A 20,511-nucleotide genomic window follows, 5' to 3' on the forward strand; every position below is an offset into this window, starting at 1 on the left:
AGTGAGTGCTATCGACTAAACGCTCCTTCGGGGGCGTTTTTTTTGGCTAAAAACTCCACCCATTTACGCAACAATCGTTTACAATTTGCAAAGCCGAGTGAAAATGTCGTTTTTGTAAAGTTACGTATTTTTAGTGGGTTAATGGCGAGTCACTCTTGAAACTGTGACGAATGCCCATACGATCAGAGTATCTGAAAGTAGCGTCTTGTTAACATTATGAGGAAGTAAACATTTTATGATGCGTATAGCTTTGTTCCTGCTCACCAACCTAGCGGTCATGTTGGTTTTCGGGCTGGTGCTCAGCCTGACAGGTATCCAATCCAGTAGCGTCTCTGGCCTGATGATCATGGCGGGTCTATTCGGCTTTGGCGGTGCGTTTGTTTCACTGCTGATGTCTAAATGGATGGCGTTACGCTCCGTTGGTGGAGAAGTGATTGAGCAACCGCGTAATGAAACCGAGCGTTGGTTGTTGGACACCGTGCGTCAGCAGTCGCAGCAGGCGGGGATCGCTATGCCACAGGTGGCTATCTATCACGCTCCCGATATCAACGCTTTTGCTACAGGCGCGCGTCGTAACGCTTCTCTGGTCGCCGTCAGCACCGGTTTACTGCAAAGCATGAGCCGTGACGAAGCTGAAGCGGTTATCGCGCACGAAATCAGTCACGTCGCTAACGGCGACATGGTGACCATGACGCTGATTCAGGGCATCGTGAACACCTTCGTGATCTTTATCTCGCGCATACTTGCACAGCTTGCCGCTGGCTTTATGGGCAACCGCGATGGTGAAGGTGAAAGCAATGGCAACCCGATGATTTATTTCGCCGTGTCGATGGTGCTGGAGTTAGTGTTCGGTATTCTGGCGAGCATTATCACCATGTGGTTCTCACGTCACCGTGAGTTCTACGCCGATGCCGGTTCAGCCAAACTGGTCGGTCGCGAGAAGATGATTGCAGCATTACAGCGCTTGAAAACCAGCTACGAACCGCAAGAAGCGGGCAGCATGATGGCATTCTGCATTAACGGCAAATCCAAGTCGTTCAGCGAACTGTTCATGTCGCACCCGCCGCTGGATAAGCGCATTGAAGCGCTGCGCTCCGGCCAATATCTGAAATAGTCCTTCCTGCTAATGCCGCCCGTTTAACACTGAGCGGCATTTCGTTTTATTGAATTAGACAACGTTATTCAGGCTTGCTTTGTGCCTCGACGGTACCCGCTCGCGGCTGAGTGATCCGCAGGCAACTGACTACCGCGGCCACGCTGGCAAATATCCCGGCGAGAATCAGTGAGGCATGGGTGCCGTTGGTCGGGAACAGGTTGAACAACAATGCGACTAATGCTGCGCCACTGGTTTGTCCTAACAAGCGTGCGGTGCCTAACATACCGCTGGCACCACCGCTGCGATGGCGCGGTGCAGAAGAGATAATAGTGTGGTTGTTGGGTGATTGGAACAAGCCAAAACCTGCGCCGCACAGCAACATACGCCAAATGATATCAAAGTCTGTCGGATTCGATGGCAGCATCGCCAGTAAGAACAAACCAACGGCAAACACCGCCAATCCAATCCCACCGAGTAATCCGGCATTGAATCGCTCCACCAAGCGCCCTGCAATCGGTGCCATCACAATAATGGCGGCTGGCCACGGCGTCAGCAACAGGCCGGTTGCCACTTCATCACGCCCTAGCGCTCCTTGCAGGAAGAACGGCAACGCGACCATCGCCAACATTTGAGCTGCGAAGGAGCAGATTGAGGTTCCCATTGACAGCGCAAAGATCGGAATACGCAGTAAATCTATCGGTAACAGCGGAGATTCTTGCTGCAACTGGCGACGGACGAAGAACCAACCAATCACCAGCAATGCGGTAATCTCGCTAAAGATCAGCGTGAGGCTTTGCCCTTGGGCGAAACCACTGATCGCGGTGATCAATAGGCCGAAGGTCAACGCGTTCATTACCGCACTGGTGAGATCGAAACGTTGGTTGCTGTTTTTGCTCTGGTTATTAGCCGGTAAATATTTTATTCCCAACCATAACGCGACGAGACCGATAGGCAGGTTGATGGCGAATAACCACTGCCATGACGCGACAGATAGGATCGCCGCGGCAATCGTCGGGCCCGCGGCGGAAGAAAAGGCGACAATCAACGAGTTGATGCCGATCCCACGCCCCAAGCGGCTTTGCGGATAGATAATACGGATGAGTGCGACGTTGACGCTCATAATTGCCGCTGCGCCAAAACCTTGCAGCACACGGGCAAGGGTTAAGGTCAGCAGCGAGTCGGAAAGGGCGCAAAACAGTGAAGTGATGCTGAATACTAGCAAACCGGCTTGATAAATACGGCGATAACCGATCAGGTCGCCCAATGAGGCCAGCGATAAGAGCGAAATGGTGATGGCGAGTTGATAGGCGTTCACCACCCAAATCGAGCTGGCTGGGCTGGCGTTGAGATCGCGTGCGATGGTCGGCAATGCTACGTTGGCGATGGCACTGTCCAGCACCGCAACGGTAATACCAAGTGCAATGGCAAGTATCGCCCCGTAACGCTGTGGGACGGGAAGGCCATCAGAATATGATTGCATGATAATCTCAGGAATATTAATACATGTGAATATTACCATGCTAATGATATTAGCCGGCGATTGCACCTCAGTTTTCAGCATTATTGTAAACGCTGATAAGCCGTTGTGCGCGGTTTATTCCCTTGATTGCATCATCATTGGCGTTCCACTTATACTGAAACTCGTGTTCAAATTTATTAAAACAGAAGAATTGTCATGGCGAGTACCGATCTTGATAAGCAACCAGATTCTGTTTCATCGGTGATGAAAGTGTTTGGGATCCTGCAAGCGTTGGGAGATGAGCGCGAAATTGGCATCACCGAGCTTTCCCAACGGGTGATGATGTCGAAAAGCACCGTTTATCGTTTTTTGCAGACCATGAAATCGCTGGGCTACGTGGCGCAGGAAGGGGAAACGGAGAAATATTCACTTACCTTGAAGTTGTTTGAATTGGGATCTAAGTCGTTGCAAAACGTCGATTTAATCCGCAGCGCTGACGTCCAGATGCGTGAACTGTCGAAACTAACGCGTGAAACTATCCATTTGGGTGCACTGGACGAAGACAGTATCGTCTATATCCATAAAATTGATGCCCTATATAACCTGCAAATGTATTCGCGCATTGGCCGCCGTAATCCGTTATACAGCACCGCGATTGGCAAAGTGTTATTAGCGTGGCGTGAAATGAGCGAGATCACGGCGATTCTGTCGCAGGTCGAATTTGTTCGCAGCACGCCGACGACGCTCGTCAGCACCGCTGAATTGTTACCGGAACTGGATAAAGTGCGTCAGCAAGGCTTTGGCGAAGATATTGAAGAACAGGAACAGGGGCTGCGTTGTATCGCTGTGCCGGTGTTTGACCGTTTTGGTGTGGTGATCGCCGGGTTGAGTATTTCCTTCCCAACGCTGCGTTTCTCAGAAGCCGCAAAAACAGACTACGTAAAACAATTACATACTGCGGCACGGATTATTTCCCAGCAGCAGGGATATCATCAGTATCCATTTTGAATAGCGTAAATAAAAAACGGGCGCGGCAGTTTGAACTGTCGCGCCCGTTTTATATTGAAAGCGAATTAGCGGTGAGCCAGCTCGACTTCGTCTTCATTATCCATGATGGATTTGTCGGTCTGTTTCATCAATTGGCTGGTCACAGTACCTGCGGTCATTGAACCGCTGACGTTCAGCGCGGTACGACCCATATCGATCAACGGTTCAACTGAAATCAATAGAGCAACCAGCGTCACTGGCAGCCCCATGGCTGGTAGCACAATCAGTGCAGCGAAGGTCGCGCCGCCGCCCACACCAGCAACACCGGCAGAGCTTACGGTCACGATGCCGACCAAAGTCGCGATCCACAGTGGGTCCAGTGGGTTGATACCGACGGTTGGAGCCACCATTACCGCCAACATGGCAGGGTACAGACCCGCACAACCGTTCTGGCCAATGGTGGCACCGAACGAAGCCGAGAAGCTAGCGATAGATTCCGGGATGCCCAAGCGACGGGTTTGGGTTTCTACGTTCATCGGAATACTGGCGGCGCTAGAGCGGCTGGTGAAGGCGAAGCTCAACACCGGCCAGGCTTTACGGAAGAATTTAACGGGATTCACGCCAGTGAGCGACAAGATCAAAGCATGGACACCGAACATAATCGCCAGACCGAGGTAAGAAGCCACCACGAAACCGCCGAGTTTAATGATGTCGTGCAGGTTAGAACCGGCAACCACTTTGGTCATCAGCGCCAATACGCCATATGGGGTGAGCTTCATCACCAGACGTACCAGCTTCATCACCCAAGATTGTAGGGCATCGATGGCGCTCAGGACGCGTTGACCTTTCTCTTGGTCGTCTTTCAACAGTTGTAGCGAAGCTACACCCAAGAAAGCAGCGAAAATAACCACGCTGATGATCGACGTCGGGTTAGCACCGGTCAAATCAGCAAACGGGTTTTTCGGGATAAAGGACAGGATCAGTTGTGGTACGCTCAGATCGGCCACTTTACCGGCATAGTTGCTCTGGATTGCCGCTAAACGCGCGGTTTCTTGTGTACCTTGTACCAGACCTTCTGCGGTCAGACCGAACAGGTTGGTGACCAAGACACCGACCAGCGCCGCAATCAGCGTGGTGAACAGCAATGTGCCGATGCTTAGGAAGCTGATTTTACCTAAAGAAGAAGCGTTATGCAGTTTGGCTACCGCGCTCAAAATAGAGACGAAAACCAATGGCATGACGATCATTTGCAGCAGTTGCACATAACCGTTACCGACAATGTTGAACCAGCTAATGGATTCTTTCAGTATTGGGCTGCCTGAACCGTAAACGGCGTGCAGTGCTAGGCCAAAAACTACGCCCATGACCAAACCGACTAATACTTTCTTTGCCAGACTCCATTGTTTGTGGCGGGTTTGCGCCAGCAACAGTAAGAGCGCGACAAAAACCAAGAGGTTAATGACGAGTGGTAGATTCATCCCGATGTCTCCGATATTTTTTATTATAAAAACTCTGCACACATATTGTTTGTGGCAATGGCGGTCATATTAGCAGTTTGCAGAGTGGGCTATTTATATCCAAAAAGAATTCTATATAACTTATTGTGCAAAAATGGTGATTTAATCACCGACTTGGTTATTAAATGGCCTAGCTTGTGTGATCTGTGTCGAATATTTTTGCGTTGTTACTCTGTGATCACAGTCGAATGTTTTTTATTTGCTCAAAATATGACTGCACCGGGAAGGTAAAACCGCCTTGCCAATAAACCGCAAAAGCCACCAAACCGAGGCATAGAACGCGCTCTAATTGATTCCCTTTTTGTGAGTTTAATAGCGGCAGGCAGAAACGCCAGCGACAAGGCCATAATAAAGGGACTCCCGCCGGAGTGAGCATATCAGCCAATAAGTGACTGAAATAACCGATGATCATGGCGTGTAATACGTCGGGCGGAATGGGCCAACTGCGCGGAACATCCAGTTGGAATAACACCATGCCACCCGCGATGGCCAGTAGGCTATGGGTGAAACCACGATGACCAAAAGCGCGTGCGATGGGGATAGCAGCCCAACGCAGGCGTTGCCCCAATACGGATTTAGGATGGTCAATATCGGGTAATAATGAGGTTAATAAAGCCGCAGGGATGATGTGCCACCAGTCGCCGTTGGCGAGTTCCGGTGTAACTTCGGCTTTCTTGGCGAAGATCGCGCAAGCGACAGAAAAAATAAGGTGTCCTTCCGCGGTCATGGTGTTGCGATTCCGACTGATAAACTGTTAATTTATCCAGTATAGGGTAAACTTACGATGTGTGAAAGATGTTACCCTGTAACTAATTGTTTATTTTACCCGGCTTTACAATGGGTTGAGTGTTTTTAGTACAAGATAATAAGCAAAACGCCGAGTGACGATAAATGCTGCGTGGCAGTGACAGCATTTATCGATGACTCGGCGTTTTTTAGATCATAAAAGGGATAAAAACCAAACTCAATAAAAATGAAATGATGTTTTGATATTAGTTAGGTTTTATCTAAAAACTATGCCAGATGGTGGGCGGTGAGCTGTTCAAGCGAGTCCAACTTGATATCGGCCAGCGCCCAGCGAGCATCTTGGCGGTATTCTGCTGCTGGAATGACGATAGAACGCATTCGAGCGGCCTTGGTGGCGATCATGCCGTTAAAAGAGTCCTCTAACGTGATGCAGCGTAGTGGGTCACTTCCTAAACGTTCGGCGGCAATCAGGTAGACTTCTGGGTGAGGTTTGCTATGCGGAAGATATTCGGCAGAAACCAGTTGGTCGAAATAGTCCGTCAGCCCAAACATTTCCAGCACACGCTGCTGCATACGTAGCGGTGAGGCAGAAGCCAAACCGATATTTAAATTCAGACTGCGGCACAGTTCAAGTGCCTGTTGCACGCCTGGCAGCAGTGGGCGCTGTTCATCCACCAATTGAATCGCGCGTTCAATAATACGATCTGCAACTTCTTCTTGCGTCACATCTTGCCACGGCATCGCCTGATACCACATTCTCACGACCTGATCGATACGCAAGCCGAGGGTATCTGGCAGGTTGTGGCGATCGGACAAATCCAATCCCAGAGAGCCGAAAATATCCAGTTCTGCCTGTAACCACAGGGGTTCAGAATCGATCAGCAGACCATCCATATCAAAAATAGCGCTTTCAATCGGTTGCAAATAAGCCATTAACGGTTAACTCCTTTCGGCTCCGGTGAATGTACCCAATACTTTATCACCATTGTTTGAAAAAGTGCTCGATGGCTTTTGAGGCTGAATGTAGACCGAAAAACGGTGGGCGGAAATTGCTAACAGCAGGTAAACTTAGCGACATATTGTGGATGTCACAAACAAGGGGAAGACATGACATATCAACAGGCTGGGCGCATCGCCATCATTAAGCGTATTTTGGGATGGGTGCTGTTCATCCCGGCGTTGCTCTCTACGCTGATCTCATTACTAGGATTCCTGTACCAACACAGTGAGAAAACTAAAGGAATCAATGCAGTAATGATGGATTTTGTGCATGTCATGGTAGATATGACGCGCTTTAACACGCCATTTCTTAATCTATTCTGGTACAACTCGCCGGTACCGGACGTAGATAAAAGCCTATTCAGTGGCAGCAACCTGATGTTTATCATTATCTATATTCTGATCTTCGTGGGTTTGGCGTTACAGGCTTCTGGGGCGCGTATGTCACGGCAAGTGAAGTTTATCCGCGAAGGGTTGGAAGACCAGATGATTTTGGAGCAAGCCAAAGGCGGTGATGGGCATACTCGAATGCAATTAGAAGAGCGAATCACATTGCCGCATCACACTATTTTCCTACAATACTTCCCGCTGTATATCTTGCCGGTGGTTATTGCGGTGGTGGCTTACTTTGTACTGAAATTGTTGGGACAATTGGCTGGTATGGCTTGAGCCAATAAACAAAGAAGGGCGCCTGCGCGCCCAGGTCATGATTTACTTCACGGAATACCGCAGTGTATCGATGGCTTTTTGCGCCGCGGCGAGGTGCTGACCACCAAACAAGTTAAAGCGGTTGAGCAGGTAATAAAGTTGGTACAGAGGCTGGCGCTCAATAAACCCTATAGGTAATGGCCAAACGCTCTGATAACCATCGTAAATTTGCGGCGGTAACTCGGGGTACAACGGCAACATGGCTAAATCACATTCCCGATCGCCCCAATAACAGGCTGGATCAAATAAAAATGGTCCATCTACTGTGTTGGCGCAGTTAATTGGCCAAAGATTGCCGTGTAATAACGAGGGTTGGGTTTGGTGATGGTGTAAACGCAAATAAACGATATCGACAATTTCTTCAATATTGCCAAAGCTCATGCCTTTTTCTTTGGCTAATTGTAGTTGCCAACCGATGCGCTTTTCAGCAAAAAACTCAGGCCAGCGACGCTGCCAAGCATTGGGTTGGGGGATAGTCGCCAGATCGTTATCGAAATCGAGGCCAAACTGCGGTTGTTCACTCCATTGATGTAGATGAGCCAGTTGTTGCCCAAGACGGTGGGCGCTGTGAGCATCCAATGGTTTTAATTCTTGGAACTCCAACAGTAGGAAACTGTAGTCACGATCGCTACCAATGCCGTAAACCTCAGGTACGCGCACGGTTTTACTACGTGCGAGTAGCCCGAGTTGTTCGGCTTCACAGGTAAAAATCGGCAATTCCTCACGAGGGGCGCATTTCACAAATACCTGATGATCGCCATAACCCACGCGCCACGCTGAGTGGATTTCCCCACCGGGTAGTTCAGTCCTTTCGTTGATTTCTGCGCTGCCAAGATGTTCACTTAACAAACGACTAACGGCTTGCCACATGATCACTTCTCCCTATGCATTGCACATCTGGTCAAAGTATATACGCTATTGATTAATTTAAATACTAACGAATAGCGGCAGAATTTGATTGGGGAAATATCACCGCCGGGTTTCCAGCGGTGATAGCTCAGGATTTGTTGCTTAATAGGTTGTTATCGTGACGCTGTAACGGTTTGAAGTGGCTGTAAAACAAGGCAAAGACAAACAGAATGGCCTGTACGATGACGATGCAAGGGCCGGTCGCGCCATCGATATGGAAGCTAATCAGCGTACCTACCACGCAAGAGAAGACCGAAACGAGGGTGGCTATCAGTAGCATGCGATCAAAACTGCGGCAAAGCATGAAGGCGATAATGCCGGGGGCGATCAACATGGCGATCACCAGAATCACGCCCACCGCCTGCAATGAGGCGACGATAGTCATTGCCAGTAAACACAGTAATCCGTAGTGCAGCAGTTTTACCGGCAAACCGATCACCCGCGCGTGGTTGGGATCAAAACAATACAGCATAAAATCTTTACGCTTAAACAATACAATCAGCAGAGTAATACCGGCGATTAGCAGCGTCTGCTTTAATTCCGCATCGGTGATCCCCAGCATATTACCGAACAGGATATGGCTGAGATGCTGGTCGGTATCAATACGAGCAAATAGCACCAATCCAAAGGCAAACATGCCGGAAAACACAATGCCCATCACGGTATCTTCTTTCACCCGACTGTTTTCTTTCAAATAACCAGTCGCGACTGCGCAAAAAATGCCTGAAAGGAAAGCGCCAATAGCCAGCGGGATACCGGTGACAAACGCCAGTACGATGCCGGGCAATACCGCGTGGGAGATAGCATCACCCATCAGCGACCAACCTTTCAACACCAAATAACAAGATAGCACCGCGCAGACAACACCAGTGATGATGGCGGCCATAATCGCCCGCTGCATAAACGGATAGGCGAAAGGTTCGCTAATTAATTGATAAAGTGTTTCCATTATCGGCCTCCCGTTGGTTCGCCACGTGCGATACGTCGTTTAGCCGCCAACAAGCCGTGCTTGGGAGCGAACACAAACGCCAATAGGAATACCAGCGTTTGCAGCGTCACAATCACACCGCCGGTCGCGCCGTCGAGGAAGAAACTTAGGTAAGCGCCGATACCACTGGTGAGTGCGCCGATGACGATAGCGATGATCAGTAGACGACCAAAGCGGTCGGTTAGCAGATAAGCCGTCGCTCCCGGTGTAATTACCATCGCAATCACGAGAATGGCGCCGACGGTTTGCAGTGCCGCCACGGTGCAGGCGCTAAGCAGGGTAAAAAAGAGAATCTTTAATTTCAGTGGCGATAGACCAATGGATAGCGCGTGGCTTTCGTCGAAAAACACCGCTAATAGATCTTTCCATACCAGACACAATATCAGCAGAGAAACGCCGATAATGATTTCCACCTGCAACACGTCTTCATCGGCGATACCGAGGATATTACCGAAAATGATCGACTGCACATTTACCGAGGTCGGGTTGAGCGAAATAATTAGCAAACCGACGGCAAAAAAGGTGGAGAAAATAAAACCGATAATGGCATCTTCGCGCAGCCGAGTCACATGGCGTACCAGCGTCATCGCCAGCGCTGCTAACATCCCAGTGAAAAACGCACCCGCAGCGTAAGGTAGCCCGAGCGCATAGGCACCTGCCACGCCGGGCACTACCGAATGCGATAACGCATCCCCCATTAGCGACCAACCTTTCAGCATCAAATAGGCGGAAAGAAACGCACAGGCCGCGCCGACGATGGCACTCACCCAAATTGCCTTGACCATATAGTTGTAATTAAACGGTTGTAGCAACAGTTCCAACATCAAGATTTCTCCTTCGGCTGGCTCTGTGCTGGCGGATCACTCTTGGTGTGACCATAGAATACCGCGGGGCGTTCGTCGTCGGTCAATACGGTGACGGTGCGCGGATCGTTATCGTCGTGTAAGTCTGATCCCGACAAGTTGATATGTCGCAAGACGCCGCCAAAAGCCTTTTCCAGATTATGCTGAGTAAAGGTGGTTTCGGTTGGCCCTGCGGCGAGCACGGTGCGGTTAATCAGGATTACGCGATCGCAAAACTCCGGCACACTACCTAAGTTGTGGGTGGAAACTAATATCAGATGGCCTTCATCACGCAGCGCCCGGAGCAAATCGATAATGGCGTTTTCGGTTTTTACATCGACACCGGTAAAAGGTTCATCCAGTAATAACACAGTGCCTTGTTGCGCCAGCGCTCGCGCCAAGAACACGCGTTTTTTCTGTCCACCAGAAAGCTCACCAATCTGGCGATGGCGCAATTCGCTTAAACCGACGCGCTCCAAGGCTTTGTCGACTCGCAGACGATCTTCTTTCGATGGGATGCGCAAAAAATTCATTTTGCCGTAGCGTCCCATCATCACGACGTCTTCGACTAATACCGGGAAATTCCAATCAACATCTTCGGTTTGCGGCACATAGGCGATCAGGTTTTTCTTCAGTGCCTGATTCACCGGTTTTCCGCTTAACAGAACTTGACCGTGAGTAGGGCGAACCAAGCCCATAATGCTTTTGAATAACGTGGACTTACCGCTGCCGTTGATGCCGACCAATGCACAGATTGAACCCCCATCGAGAGTAAAACTGGCATCGTAAATCGCGGTATGACCGTTATTGTAGGTGACAGTGACGTCATCCACGCTCAATTCAGGGCGGATAAAAGCCTCTGTACTCATTGATCGAATCCTTTAGCGATGGTTTGCACGGTAACATTCAGCAGATCGATATAGGTTGGCACCGGGCCATCTTGTGTAGACAGTGAGTCGACATACAGTACACCACCGTATTTTGCGCCGGTTTCTTTCGCGACCTGTTTAGCAGGCTTATCGGAAATGGTGCTTTCACTGAATACCACCGGGATTTTGTTGGCTCGAACGGTATCGATCACGCGGCGAACTTGCTGCGGTGAACCTTGTTCATCGGCATTAATCGGCCACAAATAAACCTCTTTCAGTTGGTAGTCTTTCGCTAAATAGCTGAACGCCCCTTCACTGGTGACTAACCAACGCTGGGCTGCAGGTATTTTGGCTAACCGCTCGCGTAATGGGGCATCAAGCGCAGTGATTTTTTCTGCGTAGGCTTTAGCGTTGCGGTTATAAATTTCTGTGTGGGCGGGGTCATGTTCTACCAAGGCTTTGCGAATATTTTCGATGTATACCAAGGCATTGCTGGAGGACATCCAAGCGTGGGGATTCGGGTTGCCGTTATAAGGACCTTCGTGGATTGGCAGTGGAGTAATGCCTTCGGTCACAACGGCAGCGGGCACCTGTTTGATATTTTCAAAGAAACGTTGGAACCAACGTTCCAGATTCATACCATTCCACAAAATTAAATCGGCATGTTGCGCTTTGACGATATCGCGCGGCGTGGGCTGATAATCGTGGATCTCTGCTCCCGGCTTGGTGATCGACTCCACGATTGCCGCATCACCCGCTACGTTCTGCGCAATATCTTGAATGATGGTAAAGGTGGTCACCACACGCAGCTTTTTTCCCTCTTCAGCCAAGGCGTTATGTCCAACGGCTAGCAAACAGAGTAGAGCAATGGGGCGTATCAAGGAGAATAGGGACTGGGAAGGGGGAAACACTTGAAGTTTCATTAACATGGCGACATCTCCTGATTCAAATGAAAATGATTATCAATATCAATTGAAGCAAAGTCAAGTGTCACCAAAGCCGGTGGCATGTTGTTTCTCTGTTAACAAATTAATACCACTCTGTGAGTTATAGCATTTATGCCCAGAACTGTAACGATTTTATGCAATAGCTGCGTTATTCCAGCCTTTTCCTACAGCGGAGATGAGGTGGATCATATAAAACAACGGGTCGCGGATTGACGGATAAATCATCACTTGATATATGGATAGCCAGTAATAAGTAAAAAGTGATGCAGGTGTCCTGACAAGTTGACTATGCTACGCAACTCATAAAGAAGGATGAGGGATTCTGTGAAAACAAAAATTGGTTGCCTGATGGCGATTATGGTTCTGGCAGGGTGTGCTGATGAACCAAAGACGACGAGCAATATTAACAATGGGGCATCAAGTGGCGGTTGGTTACAACCCCCGAAACCATTACCTGTCAACCGTACTGGGACACCCGTTGCTTATAACGATTATATTCGACAGGCAGCTAACAACTATGGTGTAGATGAAAAGCTGATTAAGGCGATTATTCAGGTGGAATCTGGCTTTAATCCGAATGTCGTGAGCACCTCAAACGCGGTGGGGTTAATGCAACTCAAAGCCTCTACCGCCGGGCGTGATGCCTATCGAATGAAGGGAAGAAGTGGGCAACCTAGCTCGCGTGAGTTGAAAGATCCGGCGGTTAATATTGATCTGGGGACGGCCTATATCAATATTCTTCAAAGCCAGCAGCTAGCCGGGATCACTAACCCCAAAACCTTGCAATACGCCACTATCGTTTCCTATGTAAATGGTGCGGGCGCGATGCTGCGGACTTTCTCATCGGATAAACGTGTGGCGGTGAATCGTATTAACCAACTGAGCCCGGATGAGTTTTATCAGCATATCCAAAAGAAACATCCGGCACCGCAAGCACCACGTTACTTATGGAAAGTCACTACCGCTTATCAAAAGATGGCGGATTAAATCAATTTCAGCCGGTCGCGTTTACGGCCGGTTTTTCGTATAGGGTGACAGTTACTCGCTATTTTTTAACAGAAATGGCTTTTATTCCTTATATACGCTGTGCTTTATTTATCCCCCTTTCAATCGGTGTTATTATCCGGCACTTGCCTTAAGAGGCAAAATAGTTGCGTTTCAATCTGGCAATTGTGGGCGAGATCTGACACGTAGCTGACTCAACTTAAACTCAATTTTCGTACTGCATGTGATCTGTCGTGTGGGTCACCACTGTAGATAAGGAATTATTAATGCCTGTTATTACTCTTCCTGACGGAAGTCAGCGTCATTATGACCGTGCCGTTTCCCCAATGGATGTTGCTCTCGATATCGGCCCTGGCCTTGCCAAAGCCTGTATTGCTGGCCGTGTGAACGGTGAACTGGTTGATGCCAGCGATCTGATAGAAATCGATGCACAATTGGCAATCATCACTGCCAAAGATGAAGATGGTGTGGAAATCCTGCGCCACTCCTGTGCTCACCTGTTGGGTCATGCCATCAAACAACTGTGGCCAGACACCAAAATGGCGATCGGTCCGGTGATCGACAACGGTTTTTATTATGACGTTGACCTCGACCACACCTTGACGCAGGAAGACTTGGATCTGCTGGAAAAGCGGATGCACGAGTTGGCCGACAAGGATTACGACGTCATTAAGAAAAAGGTGAGCTGGCAAGAAGCTCGTGACACCTTTGCTGCCCGTGGTGAAAACTACAAAATGGCGATTTTGGATGAGAACATCGGCCGTGACGACCAGCCCGGCCTGTATCATCATGAAGAATACGTCGACATGTGCCGTGGACCGCACGTACCGAACATGCGTTTCTGTCATCATTTCAAATTACAGAAAACTTCCGGCGCTTATTGGCGTGGCGACAGCAAAAACAAAATGCTCCAGCGTGTCTATGGTACCGCTTGGGCAGATAAGAAGCAGCTGAACGCTTACCTGCAACGTCTGGAAGAAGCCGCCAAACGTGACCACCGTAAGATCGGCAAACAGCTTGATCTGTACCATATGCAAGAAGAAGCACCAGGTATGGTGTTCTGGCATAACGACGGTTGGACTATTTTCCGTGAACTGGAAGCCTTTGTGCGTGTGAAGCTCAAAGAGTACCAATATCAGGAAGTGAAAGGGCCATTTATGATGGACCGTGTGCTGTGGGAAAAAACCGGGCACTGGGAAAACTATAAAGATGCTATGTTCACTACCTCGTCGGAAAACCGCGAGTATTGCATCAAGCCGATGAACTGCCCGGGTCATGTGCAGATCTTCAACCAAGGTTTGAAATCTTACCGTGACTTGCCGCTGCGTATGGGCGAGTTCGGCAGTTGTCACCGCAATGAACCATCGGGTTCACTGCATGGCCTGATGCGTGTACGTGGTTTTACTCAGGATGACGCCCATATCTTCTGTACTGAAGAGCAAGTGCGTGCTGAAGTAAACGACTGCATCAAAATGGTCTACGATATGTACGGCACCTTTGGTTTTGAAAAGATTGCGGTGAAACTTTCCACCCGTCCTGAAAAGCGCATTGGTACTGATGATATGTGGACTCGTGCTGAAGACGATCTGGCCGCTGCGCTGACTGAAAACGGGATTCCGTTTGAATATCAGCCGGGTGAGGGCGCCTTCTACGGACCAAAAATTGAATTTACCCTGCATGATTGTTTGGATCGCGCATGGCAATGTGGTACCGTGCAGCTCGATTTCTTCTTACCGGGTCGTTTAGGCGCATCGTATGTTGGCGAAAACAACGATCGCGTGGTACCGGTAATGATTCACCGCGCTATTTTAGGCTCCATGGAACGTTTCATCGGTATTCTTACCGAAGAATACGCCGGGTTCTACCCGACTTGGATCGCCCCAGTGCAGGTGGTGGTGATGAATATCACCGATAGCCAATCTGATTACGTTGAGCAATTGACCAAAAAGCTGCAAGAAGCGGGTATTCGCGTCAAAGCAGACTTGAGAAATGAGAAGATTGGCTTTAAAATTCGCGAACATACTTTACGTCGAGTCCCATACATGTTGGTGTGCGGTGATAAAGAGGTCGAAGCAGGCAAAGTCGCCGTTCGTACCCGCCGTGGCAAAGACTTGGGGAGTCTGGACGTACAAGAAGTCGTAGACAAGCTGCGCGAAGAAATTCGTAGCCGCAGTCTTCATCAACTGGAGGAATAAAGTATTAAAGGCGGAAAACGAGTTCAACCGGCGCGTCCTAATCGCATCAACGCAGAGATTCGCGCTCAAGAGGTTCGCTTGACAGGTCTAGATGGCGAACCTATTGGTATTGTCAGTCTGAATGAAGCTCTTGAGAAAGCTGTGGAAGCTGGGGTCGATTTAGTCGAAATTAGTCCTAACGCCGAACCGCCAGTTTGCCGAATCATGGATTACGGCAAATTCCTCTACGAGAAGAGCAAATCGACTAAAGAACAGAAGAAGAAGCAAAAAGTTATTCAGGTCAAGGAAATCAAATTCCGTCCTGGTACCGATGATGGCGACTATCAGGTCAAACTACGCAACCTGATTCGCTTTCTGGAAGATGGCGATAAAGCCAAAATCACCCTGCGGTTCCGTGGGCGTGAGATGGCGCACCAGCAGATCGGTATGGAAGTGCTTAACCGCGTCCGTAAAGATCTGTGTGAAGATTCTGATTTGGCCGTTGTCGAATCCTTCCCTACGAAGATCGAAGGTCGTCAGATGATCATGGTGCTCGCACCTAAGAAGAAACAGTAAGGCTTCCAAGTAATCGAACCCGCGCAGCGCTTGCGTTGTGTGGGTTTTATTCGCCTCACTGATTCGTTGTTTAACAATGCGAAGTGGATTTAATTAAAATGCCAAAAATTAAAACTGTACGTGGTGCAGCCAAGCGCTTCAAAAAAACCGGCAGCGGTGGTTTTAAGCGTAAACATGCTAACCTGCGTCATATTCTGACCAAAAAAGCAACCAAGCGTAAACGTCACCTGCGTCCGAAAGGCATGGTGTCTAAAAACGATCTGGTCCTGGTTACTGCGTGCCTGCCGTACGCATAAGCCGTATTTTTTTGAATCTAGAATAAGACTTTAGGAGAGAGCATATGGCTCGCGTAAAACGTGGTGTAATCGCACGCGCACGTCACAAGAAAATCATGAAACAAGCGAAAGGCTACTACGGTGCCCGTTCGCGCGTTTATCGTGTTGCCTTCCAGGCAGTAATCAAAGCTGGTCAGTATGCTTACCGTGACCGTCGTCAACGTAAGCGTCAGTTCCGTCAACTGTGGATTGCGCGTATCAACGCAGCAGCTCGTCAGAACGGTTTGTCTTACAGCAAGTTCATCAACGGCTTGAAAAAAGCTTCTATTGAAATTGACCGTAAGATCTTGGCTGACATCGCAGTATTCGACAAAGTGGCCTTCGGCGCGCTGGTTGAAAAAGCGAAAGCAGCACTGGCATAAGCCAGTTGAAGAGGGAGCTTGCTCCCTCTTTATCTTTGTTTCTGTTATATAAATATTGACTTTGATTAACTGAATCGTTATCACTGGCTAATAATCACTCAACAAGGTAATGCAAGCATGAATGCTGCTATTTTCCGTTTCTTTTTTTACTTTAGCGCCTGATTTCAGGAGGCTTTGCGCGTAAGAAAAGAAACGAAAAGTAGCGCCTAAGCCTCCCTCTGTGGAGGCTTTTTTGTTTTTTTAAGCTCAAAATCATCAGTCATTACTTAGGCCATATCGGTCAGAAGAAGAGGAAAGCAATGCCACATCTCGCAGAACTGGTTGCCAATGCCAAGGCCGCCATCGAAGATGCCCAGGATGTTGCCGCGTTAGATTTGGTACGCGTCGAATATTTAGGCAAAAAAGGTCATTTCACCTTGCAGATGCAATCGCTGCGTGACGTGCCGGCGGAAGATCGCCCGGCAGCCGGTGCGGTGATCAACCAGGCAAAACAACAAGTACAAGAAGCCCTAAACGGGCGTAAAGATGCCTTGGAGTCTGCGGCGCTCAATGCTCGTTTGGCGGCAGAAACCATCGACGTTTCCTTGCCAGGTCGTCGCTTGGAAAACGGTGGCTTGCATCCGGTCACTCGTACCATCGATCGTATCGAAACCTTCTTCGGTGAGCTCGGTTTTTCCGTGGCGACCGGCCCGGAAATCGAAGATGACTACCATAACTTCGACGCACTGAATATCCCTGGGCATCACCCAGCCCGTGCTGATCACGATACTTTCTGGTTCGACGCTAAGCGTCTGCTACGTACTCAAACTTCTGGTGTGCAGATCCGCACCATGAAGAACCAGCAACCGCCAATCCGTATTATTGCGCCAGGTCGTGTCTATCGTAACGATTACGATCAGACGCACACTCCAATGTTCCATCAGATGGAAGGGTTGATTGTCGATAAAGACATTAGCTTCACCAACCTGAAAGGCACGTTGCATGATTTTCTGAACAACTTCTTTGAAGAAGATTTGCAGGTTCGTTTCCGTCCTTCCTACTTCCCGTTCACCGAACCTTCTGCGGAAGTTGACGTAATGGGTAAGAACGGTAAGTGGTTGGAAGTGCTGGGTTGCGGCATGGTGCACCCGAACGTACTGCGCAATGTGGGTATCGATCCGGAAGTTTACTCAGGCTTTGCATTCGGCATGGGTATGGAGCGCTTGACGATGTTACGTTACGGCGTCACTGATCTGCGTGCGTTCTTCGAAAACGATCTGCGTTTCCTCAAACAGTTTAAGTAAGGCGGGAATATCTCATGAAATTCAGTGAACTCTGGTTGCGCGAGTGGGTAAACCCGGCCATCAGTAGCGAAGCATTATCCGAGCAAATCACCATGGCTGGCCTGGAAGTCGACGGCGTAGATGCTGTGGCGGGTGCTTTCAACGGCGTGGTGGTTGGGCATGTGGTCGAGTGCGGTCAGCACCCGAACGCAGACAAACTGCGTGTAACAAAAGTAAACGTGGGCGGCGATCGCCTGCTGGATATCGTGTGTGGTGCACCAAACTGCCGCACTGGTCTGAAAGTTGCAGTGGCGACCGTGGGTGCGGTACTACCGGGCGATTTCAAAATCAAAGCCGCCAAACTGCGTGGCGAACCGTCAGAAGGGATGCTGTGCTCGTTCTCCGAGCTGGGTATTTCTGACGATCATGATGGCATCATCGAACTGCCAGAAGACGCGCCAATCGGCACCGATATTCGCGAATTCCTTAAGCTAAATGATAACACCATCGAAATCAGCGTAACGCCGAACCGTGCCGACTGCTTGGGCATTATCGGTGTGGCGCGTGACGTCGCGGTATTGAACCAATTGCCGCTCACTGAGCCGGATATGAGCCCGGTTGCTGCGACTATCACGGACACGCTGCCAATTCGTGTCGATGCGCCGCAGGCGTGCCCACGTTATCTGGGGCGCGTAGTGAAGGGCATCAACGTTAAAGCACCATCGCCATTGTGGATGAAAGAAAAACTGCGTCGTTGCGGTATTCGTTCTATCGACGCCGTGGTTGACGTGACCAACTATGTCCTGCTGGAACTCGGTCAGCCGATGCATGCGTTCGATCTGAACCGCATTGAAGGTGGCATCGTGGTTCGTATGGCGAGCGAAGGTGAAACCCTGACGCTGCTGGACGGTAACGAAGCAAAACTGAGTGCTGATACCTTAGTGATTGCCGATCACCAAAAAGCGTTGGCGATGGGCGGTATCTTCGGTGGCGAACACTCTGGTGTGAACGAAGAAACGCAAGACGTGCTGCTGGAATGTGCTTTCTTCAGCCCACTGTCAATCACTGGCCGTGCTCGCCGTCAAGGTTTACACACCGATGCTTCTCACCGTTATGAGCGCGGTGTCGATCCGGCATTGCAATATAAAGCCATGGAACGTGCGACCCGCTTGCTGACTGACATCTGTGGCGGCCAAGCTGGCCCGGTTATCGACGTCACTAACGAAAACGAATTGCCAAAACGCGCCACCATCACTTTGCGTCGCGAGAAGTTGGATCGTCTGATCGGTCACGTCGTGCCCAGTGAGCAAGTGACCGACATTCTGCGTCGTTTGGGTTGCCAAGTGACTGAACAGGGCGATAACTGGTTGGCAGTCGCGCCGAGCTGGCGTTTCGATATGGAAATCGAAGAAGACTTAGTGGAAGAAGTCGCACGCGTTTACGGCTACAACAATATTCCTGATGTGCCAGTTCGTGCCAATCTGGAGATGACTCAACATCGCGAAGCCGATTTGTCACTGAAGCGTGTGAAAACCTTGTTGGTCGATCACGGCTTCCAAGAAGCCATCACCTATAGCTTTGTTGATCCTAAGGTTCAAGCGCTGTTGCACCCGGGTGAAGAGGCGCTGATCTTGCCTAGCCCAATCTCGGTTGAGATGTCCGCAATGCGTCTGTCGCTGTGGACTGGCTTGCTGTCGGCGGTGGTTTATAACCAAAATCGCCAGCAAGGGCGCGTGCGTTTATTCGAAAGCGGCCTGCGCTTTGTGCCTGATAGTGCGGCAGATCTGGGTATCCGTCAGGATGTCATGCTAGCCGGTGTTATTTCGGGTCATACCTTTGATGAACACTGGGATCTGGCAAGAAAGCCAGTCGACTTCTATGATTTAAAAGGGGATCTGGAGTCTGTTCTGGAGTTGACCGGTAAATTATCCGAAATTCAGTTCAAAACAGAAGCCAATCCGGCGTTACATCCAGGGCAAAGCGCGGCAATTTATTTGCAAGGTAAACGCGTTGGTTTCATCGGTGTGGTTCACCCAGAACTTGAGCGTAAACTGGATCTTAACGGTCGCACTGTGGTGTTTGAACTGGAGTGGAACGCGCTTGCAAGCCGCGCTGTACCTCAGGCGCGCGAGGTTTCACGCTTCCCTGCAAACCGTCGAGATATCGCTGTTGTGGTGGCTGAAAACGTGCCCGCAGAAGATATTTTGGCAGAGTGTAAGAAAGTTGGCGTAAATCAGGTAGTTGGCGTAAACTTGTTTGACGTGTACCGTGGCAAGGGCGTAGCTGATGGTTATAAGAGTCTAGCTATCAGTCTGGTATTGCAGGATACCGCTCGTACACTGGAAGAAGAGGAGATCGCCGCTACCGTTGCAAAATGTGTAGAGGCGCTAAAACAGCGATTCCAAGCATCCTTGAGGGATTGAACCTATGGCGCTTACTAAAGCTGAAATGTCAGAACACCTGTTTGAGAAGCTTGGGCTTAGCAAACGGGACGCTAAAGATCTGGTAGAGCTGTTCTTTGAAGAGGTCCGTAGGGCCTTAGAGAACGGTGAGCAGGTAAAACTGTCAGGTTTTGGCAACTTTGATCTACGTGACAAGAACCAACGGCCGGGTCGTAATCCGAAAACCGGCGAAGACATTCCGATTTCGGCGCGTCGGGTGGTGACTTTCCGTCCAGGTCAGAAATTGAAAAGTCGGGTTGAGAACGCCACCCCGAAAGAGTAGGTTGC

21 protein-coding genes and 1 other annotated feature are annotated in these 20,511 nt (G+C 49.6%); of the genes, 12 read left to right on the forward strand and 9 right to left on the reverse strand.

Features of this window, described 5'->3' with window-relative positions; translation table 11 throughout:
* Positions 1–235 precede the first annotated feature (235 nt).
* Positions 236–1,114, forward strand: a complete 879-nt coding sequence (htpX, locus tag AC3ISQ_RS09845; protein ID WP_489352742.1) for a protease HtpX — start codon at positions 236–238, stop codon at positions 1,112–1,114.
* A 64-nt stretch (positions 1,115–1,178) separates the two neighbouring features.
* On the opposite strand, the gene AC3ISQ_RS09850 is transcribed toward htpX, so the two are convergent.
* Positions 1,179–2,576, reverse strand: coding sequence for an MFS transporter (locus AC3ISQ_RS09850; RefSeq protein WP_489352744.1), 1,398 nt, complete (start codon positions 2,574–2,576; stop codon positions 1,179–1,181).
* Between the two features lie 195 nt (positions 2,577–2,771).
* Between AC3ISQ_RS09850 and kdgR the strand changes: the two genes are divergently transcribed.
* Positions 2,772–3,563, forward strand: a complete 792-nt coding sequence (kdgR, locus tag AC3ISQ_RS09855) for a DNA-binding transcriptional regulator KdgR (protein WP_489352746.1) — start codon at positions 2,772–2,774, stop codon at positions 3,561–3,563.
* A 65-nt stretch (positions 3,564–3,628) separates the two neighbouring features.
* Here the strand turns inward: kdgR and AC3ISQ_RS09860 are convergent, their stop codons facing one another.
* The 3 genes from AC3ISQ_RS09860 to hxpB all read right to left on the reverse strand — a co-directional run bounded on the left by AC3ISQ_RS09860 (position 3,629) and on the right by hxpB (position 6,739).
* The gene (locus AC3ISQ_RS09860; protein WP_489352748.1) at positions 3,629–5,020 is read right to left on the reverse strand and encodes an L-cystine transporter; all 1,392 of its coding nucleotides are present in this window, start codon (positions 5,018–5,020) and stop codon (positions 3,629–3,631) included.
* 217 nt (positions 5,021–5,237) lie between these two features.
* Positions 5,238–5,786 carry a metal-dependent hydrolase gene (locus AC3ISQ_RS09865; protein WP_489352750.1) on the reverse strand — a complete coding sequence of 183 codons (549 nt, stop codon included), beginning with the start codon at positions 5,784–5,786 and terminating at the stop codon, positions 5,238–5,240.
* Between the two features lie 287 nt (positions 5,787–6,073).
* The gene (hxpB, locus tag AC3ISQ_RS09870; protein WP_489352751.1) at positions 6,074–6,739 is read right to left on the reverse strand and encodes a hexitol phosphatase HxpB; all 666 of its coding nucleotides are present in this window, start codon (positions 6,737–6,739) and stop codon (positions 6,074–6,076) included.
* Positions 6,740–6,913: 174 nt separating this feature from the next.
* Between hxpB and AC3ISQ_RS09875 the strand changes: the two genes are divergently transcribed.
* Positions 6,914–7,474 (forward strand): YniB family protein, encoded by a 561-nt coding sequence (locus AC3ISQ_RS09875; RefSeq protein WP_489352753.1) that lies wholly within the window; start codon positions 6,914–6,916, stop codon positions 7,472–7,474.
* A gap of 42 nt (positions 7,475–7,516) precedes the next feature.
* Here the strand turns inward: AC3ISQ_RS09875 and AC3ISQ_RS09880 are convergent, their stop codons facing one another.
* The 5 genes from AC3ISQ_RS09880 to AC3ISQ_RS09900 all read right to left on the reverse strand — a co-directional run bounded on the left by AC3ISQ_RS09880 (position 7,517) and on the right by AC3ISQ_RS09900 (position 12,050).
* Entirely contained in the window at positions 7,517–8,383 is an 867-nt protein-coding gene (locus AC3ISQ_RS09880; RefSeq protein WP_489352755.1) for a fructosamine kinase family protein, read from the reverse strand.
* Between the two features lie 127 nt (positions 8,384–8,510).
* Entirely contained in the window at positions 8,511–9,371 is an 861-nt protein-coding gene (locus AC3ISQ_RS09885; protein ID WP_489352757.1) for a metal ABC transporter permease, read from the reverse strand.
* Positions 9,371–10,234: an iron/manganese ABC transporter permease subunit YfeC gene (gene yfeC, locus AC3ISQ_RS09890; protein WP_489352759.1), complete on the reverse strand. Its 864-nt coding sequence runs from the start codon at positions 10,232–10,234 to the stop codon at positions 9,371–9,373. The genes AC3ISQ_RS09885 and yfeC overlap by 1 nt, the downstream gene beginning before the upstream one ends.
* Entirely contained in the window at positions 10,234–11,121 is an 888-nt protein-coding gene (locus tag AC3ISQ_RS09895; RefSeq protein ID WP_489352761.1) for a manganese/iron ABC transporter ATP-binding protein, read from the reverse strand. Before AC3ISQ_RS09895 ends, yfeC begins: the two co-directional genes overlap by 1 nt.
* Positions 11,118–12,050 (reverse strand): metal ABC transporter substrate-binding protein, encoded by a 933-nt coding sequence (locus tag AC3ISQ_RS09900; protein ID WP_489352763.1) that lies wholly within the window; start codon positions 12,048–12,050, stop codon positions 11,118–11,120. The genes AC3ISQ_RS09895 and AC3ISQ_RS09900 overlap by 4 nt, the downstream gene beginning before the upstream one ends.
* 342 nt (positions 12,051–12,392) lie before the next feature.
* Between AC3ISQ_RS09900 and AC3ISQ_RS09905 the strand changes: the two genes are divergently transcribed.
* The 9 genes from AC3ISQ_RS09905 to ihfA all read left to right on the forward strand — a co-directional run bounded on the left by AC3ISQ_RS09905 (position 12,393) and on the right by ihfA (position 20,506).
* Positions 12,393–13,055, forward strand: coding sequence for a transglycosylase SLT domain-containing protein (locus AC3ISQ_RS09905; RefSeq protein ID WP_489352765.1), 663 nt, complete (start codon positions 12,393–12,395; stop codon positions 13,053–13,055).
* Positions 13,056–13,339: 284 nt separating this feature from the next.
* Positions 13,340–15,268, forward strand: a complete 1,929-nt coding sequence (gene thrS, locus AC3ISQ_RS09910) for a threonine--tRNA ligase (protein ID WP_489352767.1) — start codon at positions 13,340–13,342, stop codon at positions 15,266–15,268.
* 3 nt (positions 15,269–15,271) lie between these two features.
* A complete protein-coding gene (infC, locus tag AC3ISQ_RS09915) occupies positions 15,272–15,823 on the forward strand; it encodes a translation initiation factor IF-3 (protein WP_489353215.1) in 552 nt (183 codons plus the stop codon).
* A gap of 98 nt (positions 15,824–15,921) precedes the next feature.
* Positions 15,922–16,119, forward strand: a complete 198-nt coding sequence (gene rpmI, locus AC3ISQ_RS09920) for a 50S ribosomal protein L35 (RefSeq protein ID WP_004931418.1) — start codon at positions 15,922–15,924, stop codon at positions 16,117–16,119.
* 44 nt (positions 16,120–16,163) lie between these two features.
* Positions 16,164–16,520, forward strand: coding sequence for a 50S ribosomal protein L20 (rplT, locus tag AC3ISQ_RS09925; RefSeq protein ID WP_004931417.1), 357 nt, complete (start codon positions 16,164–16,166; stop codon positions 16,518–16,520).
* A 112-nt stretch (positions 16,521–16,632) separates the two neighbouring features.
* Positions 16,633–16,757: a sequence feature (Phe leader region), on the forward strand.
* Positions 16,638–16,682, forward strand: coding sequence for a pheST operon leader peptide PheM (pheM, locus tag AC3ISQ_RS09930; RefSeq protein WP_106120997.1), 45 nt, complete (start codon positions 16,638–16,640; stop codon positions 16,680–16,682). It overlaps the preceding feature by 45 nt.
* A 62-nt stretch (positions 16,758–16,819) precedes the next feature.
* Complete coding sequence (gene pheS / locus AC3ISQ_RS09935) at positions 16,820–17,803, forward strand: phenylalanine--tRNA ligase subunit alpha (protein ID WP_489352770.1); 984 nt, start codon at positions 16,820–16,822, stop codon at positions 17,801–17,803.
* 14 nt (positions 17,804–17,817) lie between these two features.
* Complete coding sequence (pheT, locus tag AC3ISQ_RS09940; RefSeq protein ID WP_489352772.1) at positions 17,818–20,205, forward strand: phenylalanine--tRNA ligase subunit beta; 2,388 nt, start codon at positions 17,818–17,820, stop codon at positions 20,203–20,205.
* Positions 20,206–20,209: 4 nt separating this feature from the next.
* A complete protein-coding gene (gene ihfA / locus AC3ISQ_RS09945; RefSeq protein ID WP_489352774.1) occupies positions 20,210–20,506 on the forward strand; it encodes an integration host factor subunit alpha in 297 nt (98 codons plus the stop codon).
* The last annotated feature ends 5 nt before the right edge of the window (positions 20,507–20,511 follow it).

The organism is Serratia sp. KH_031, from assembly GCF_057839655.1.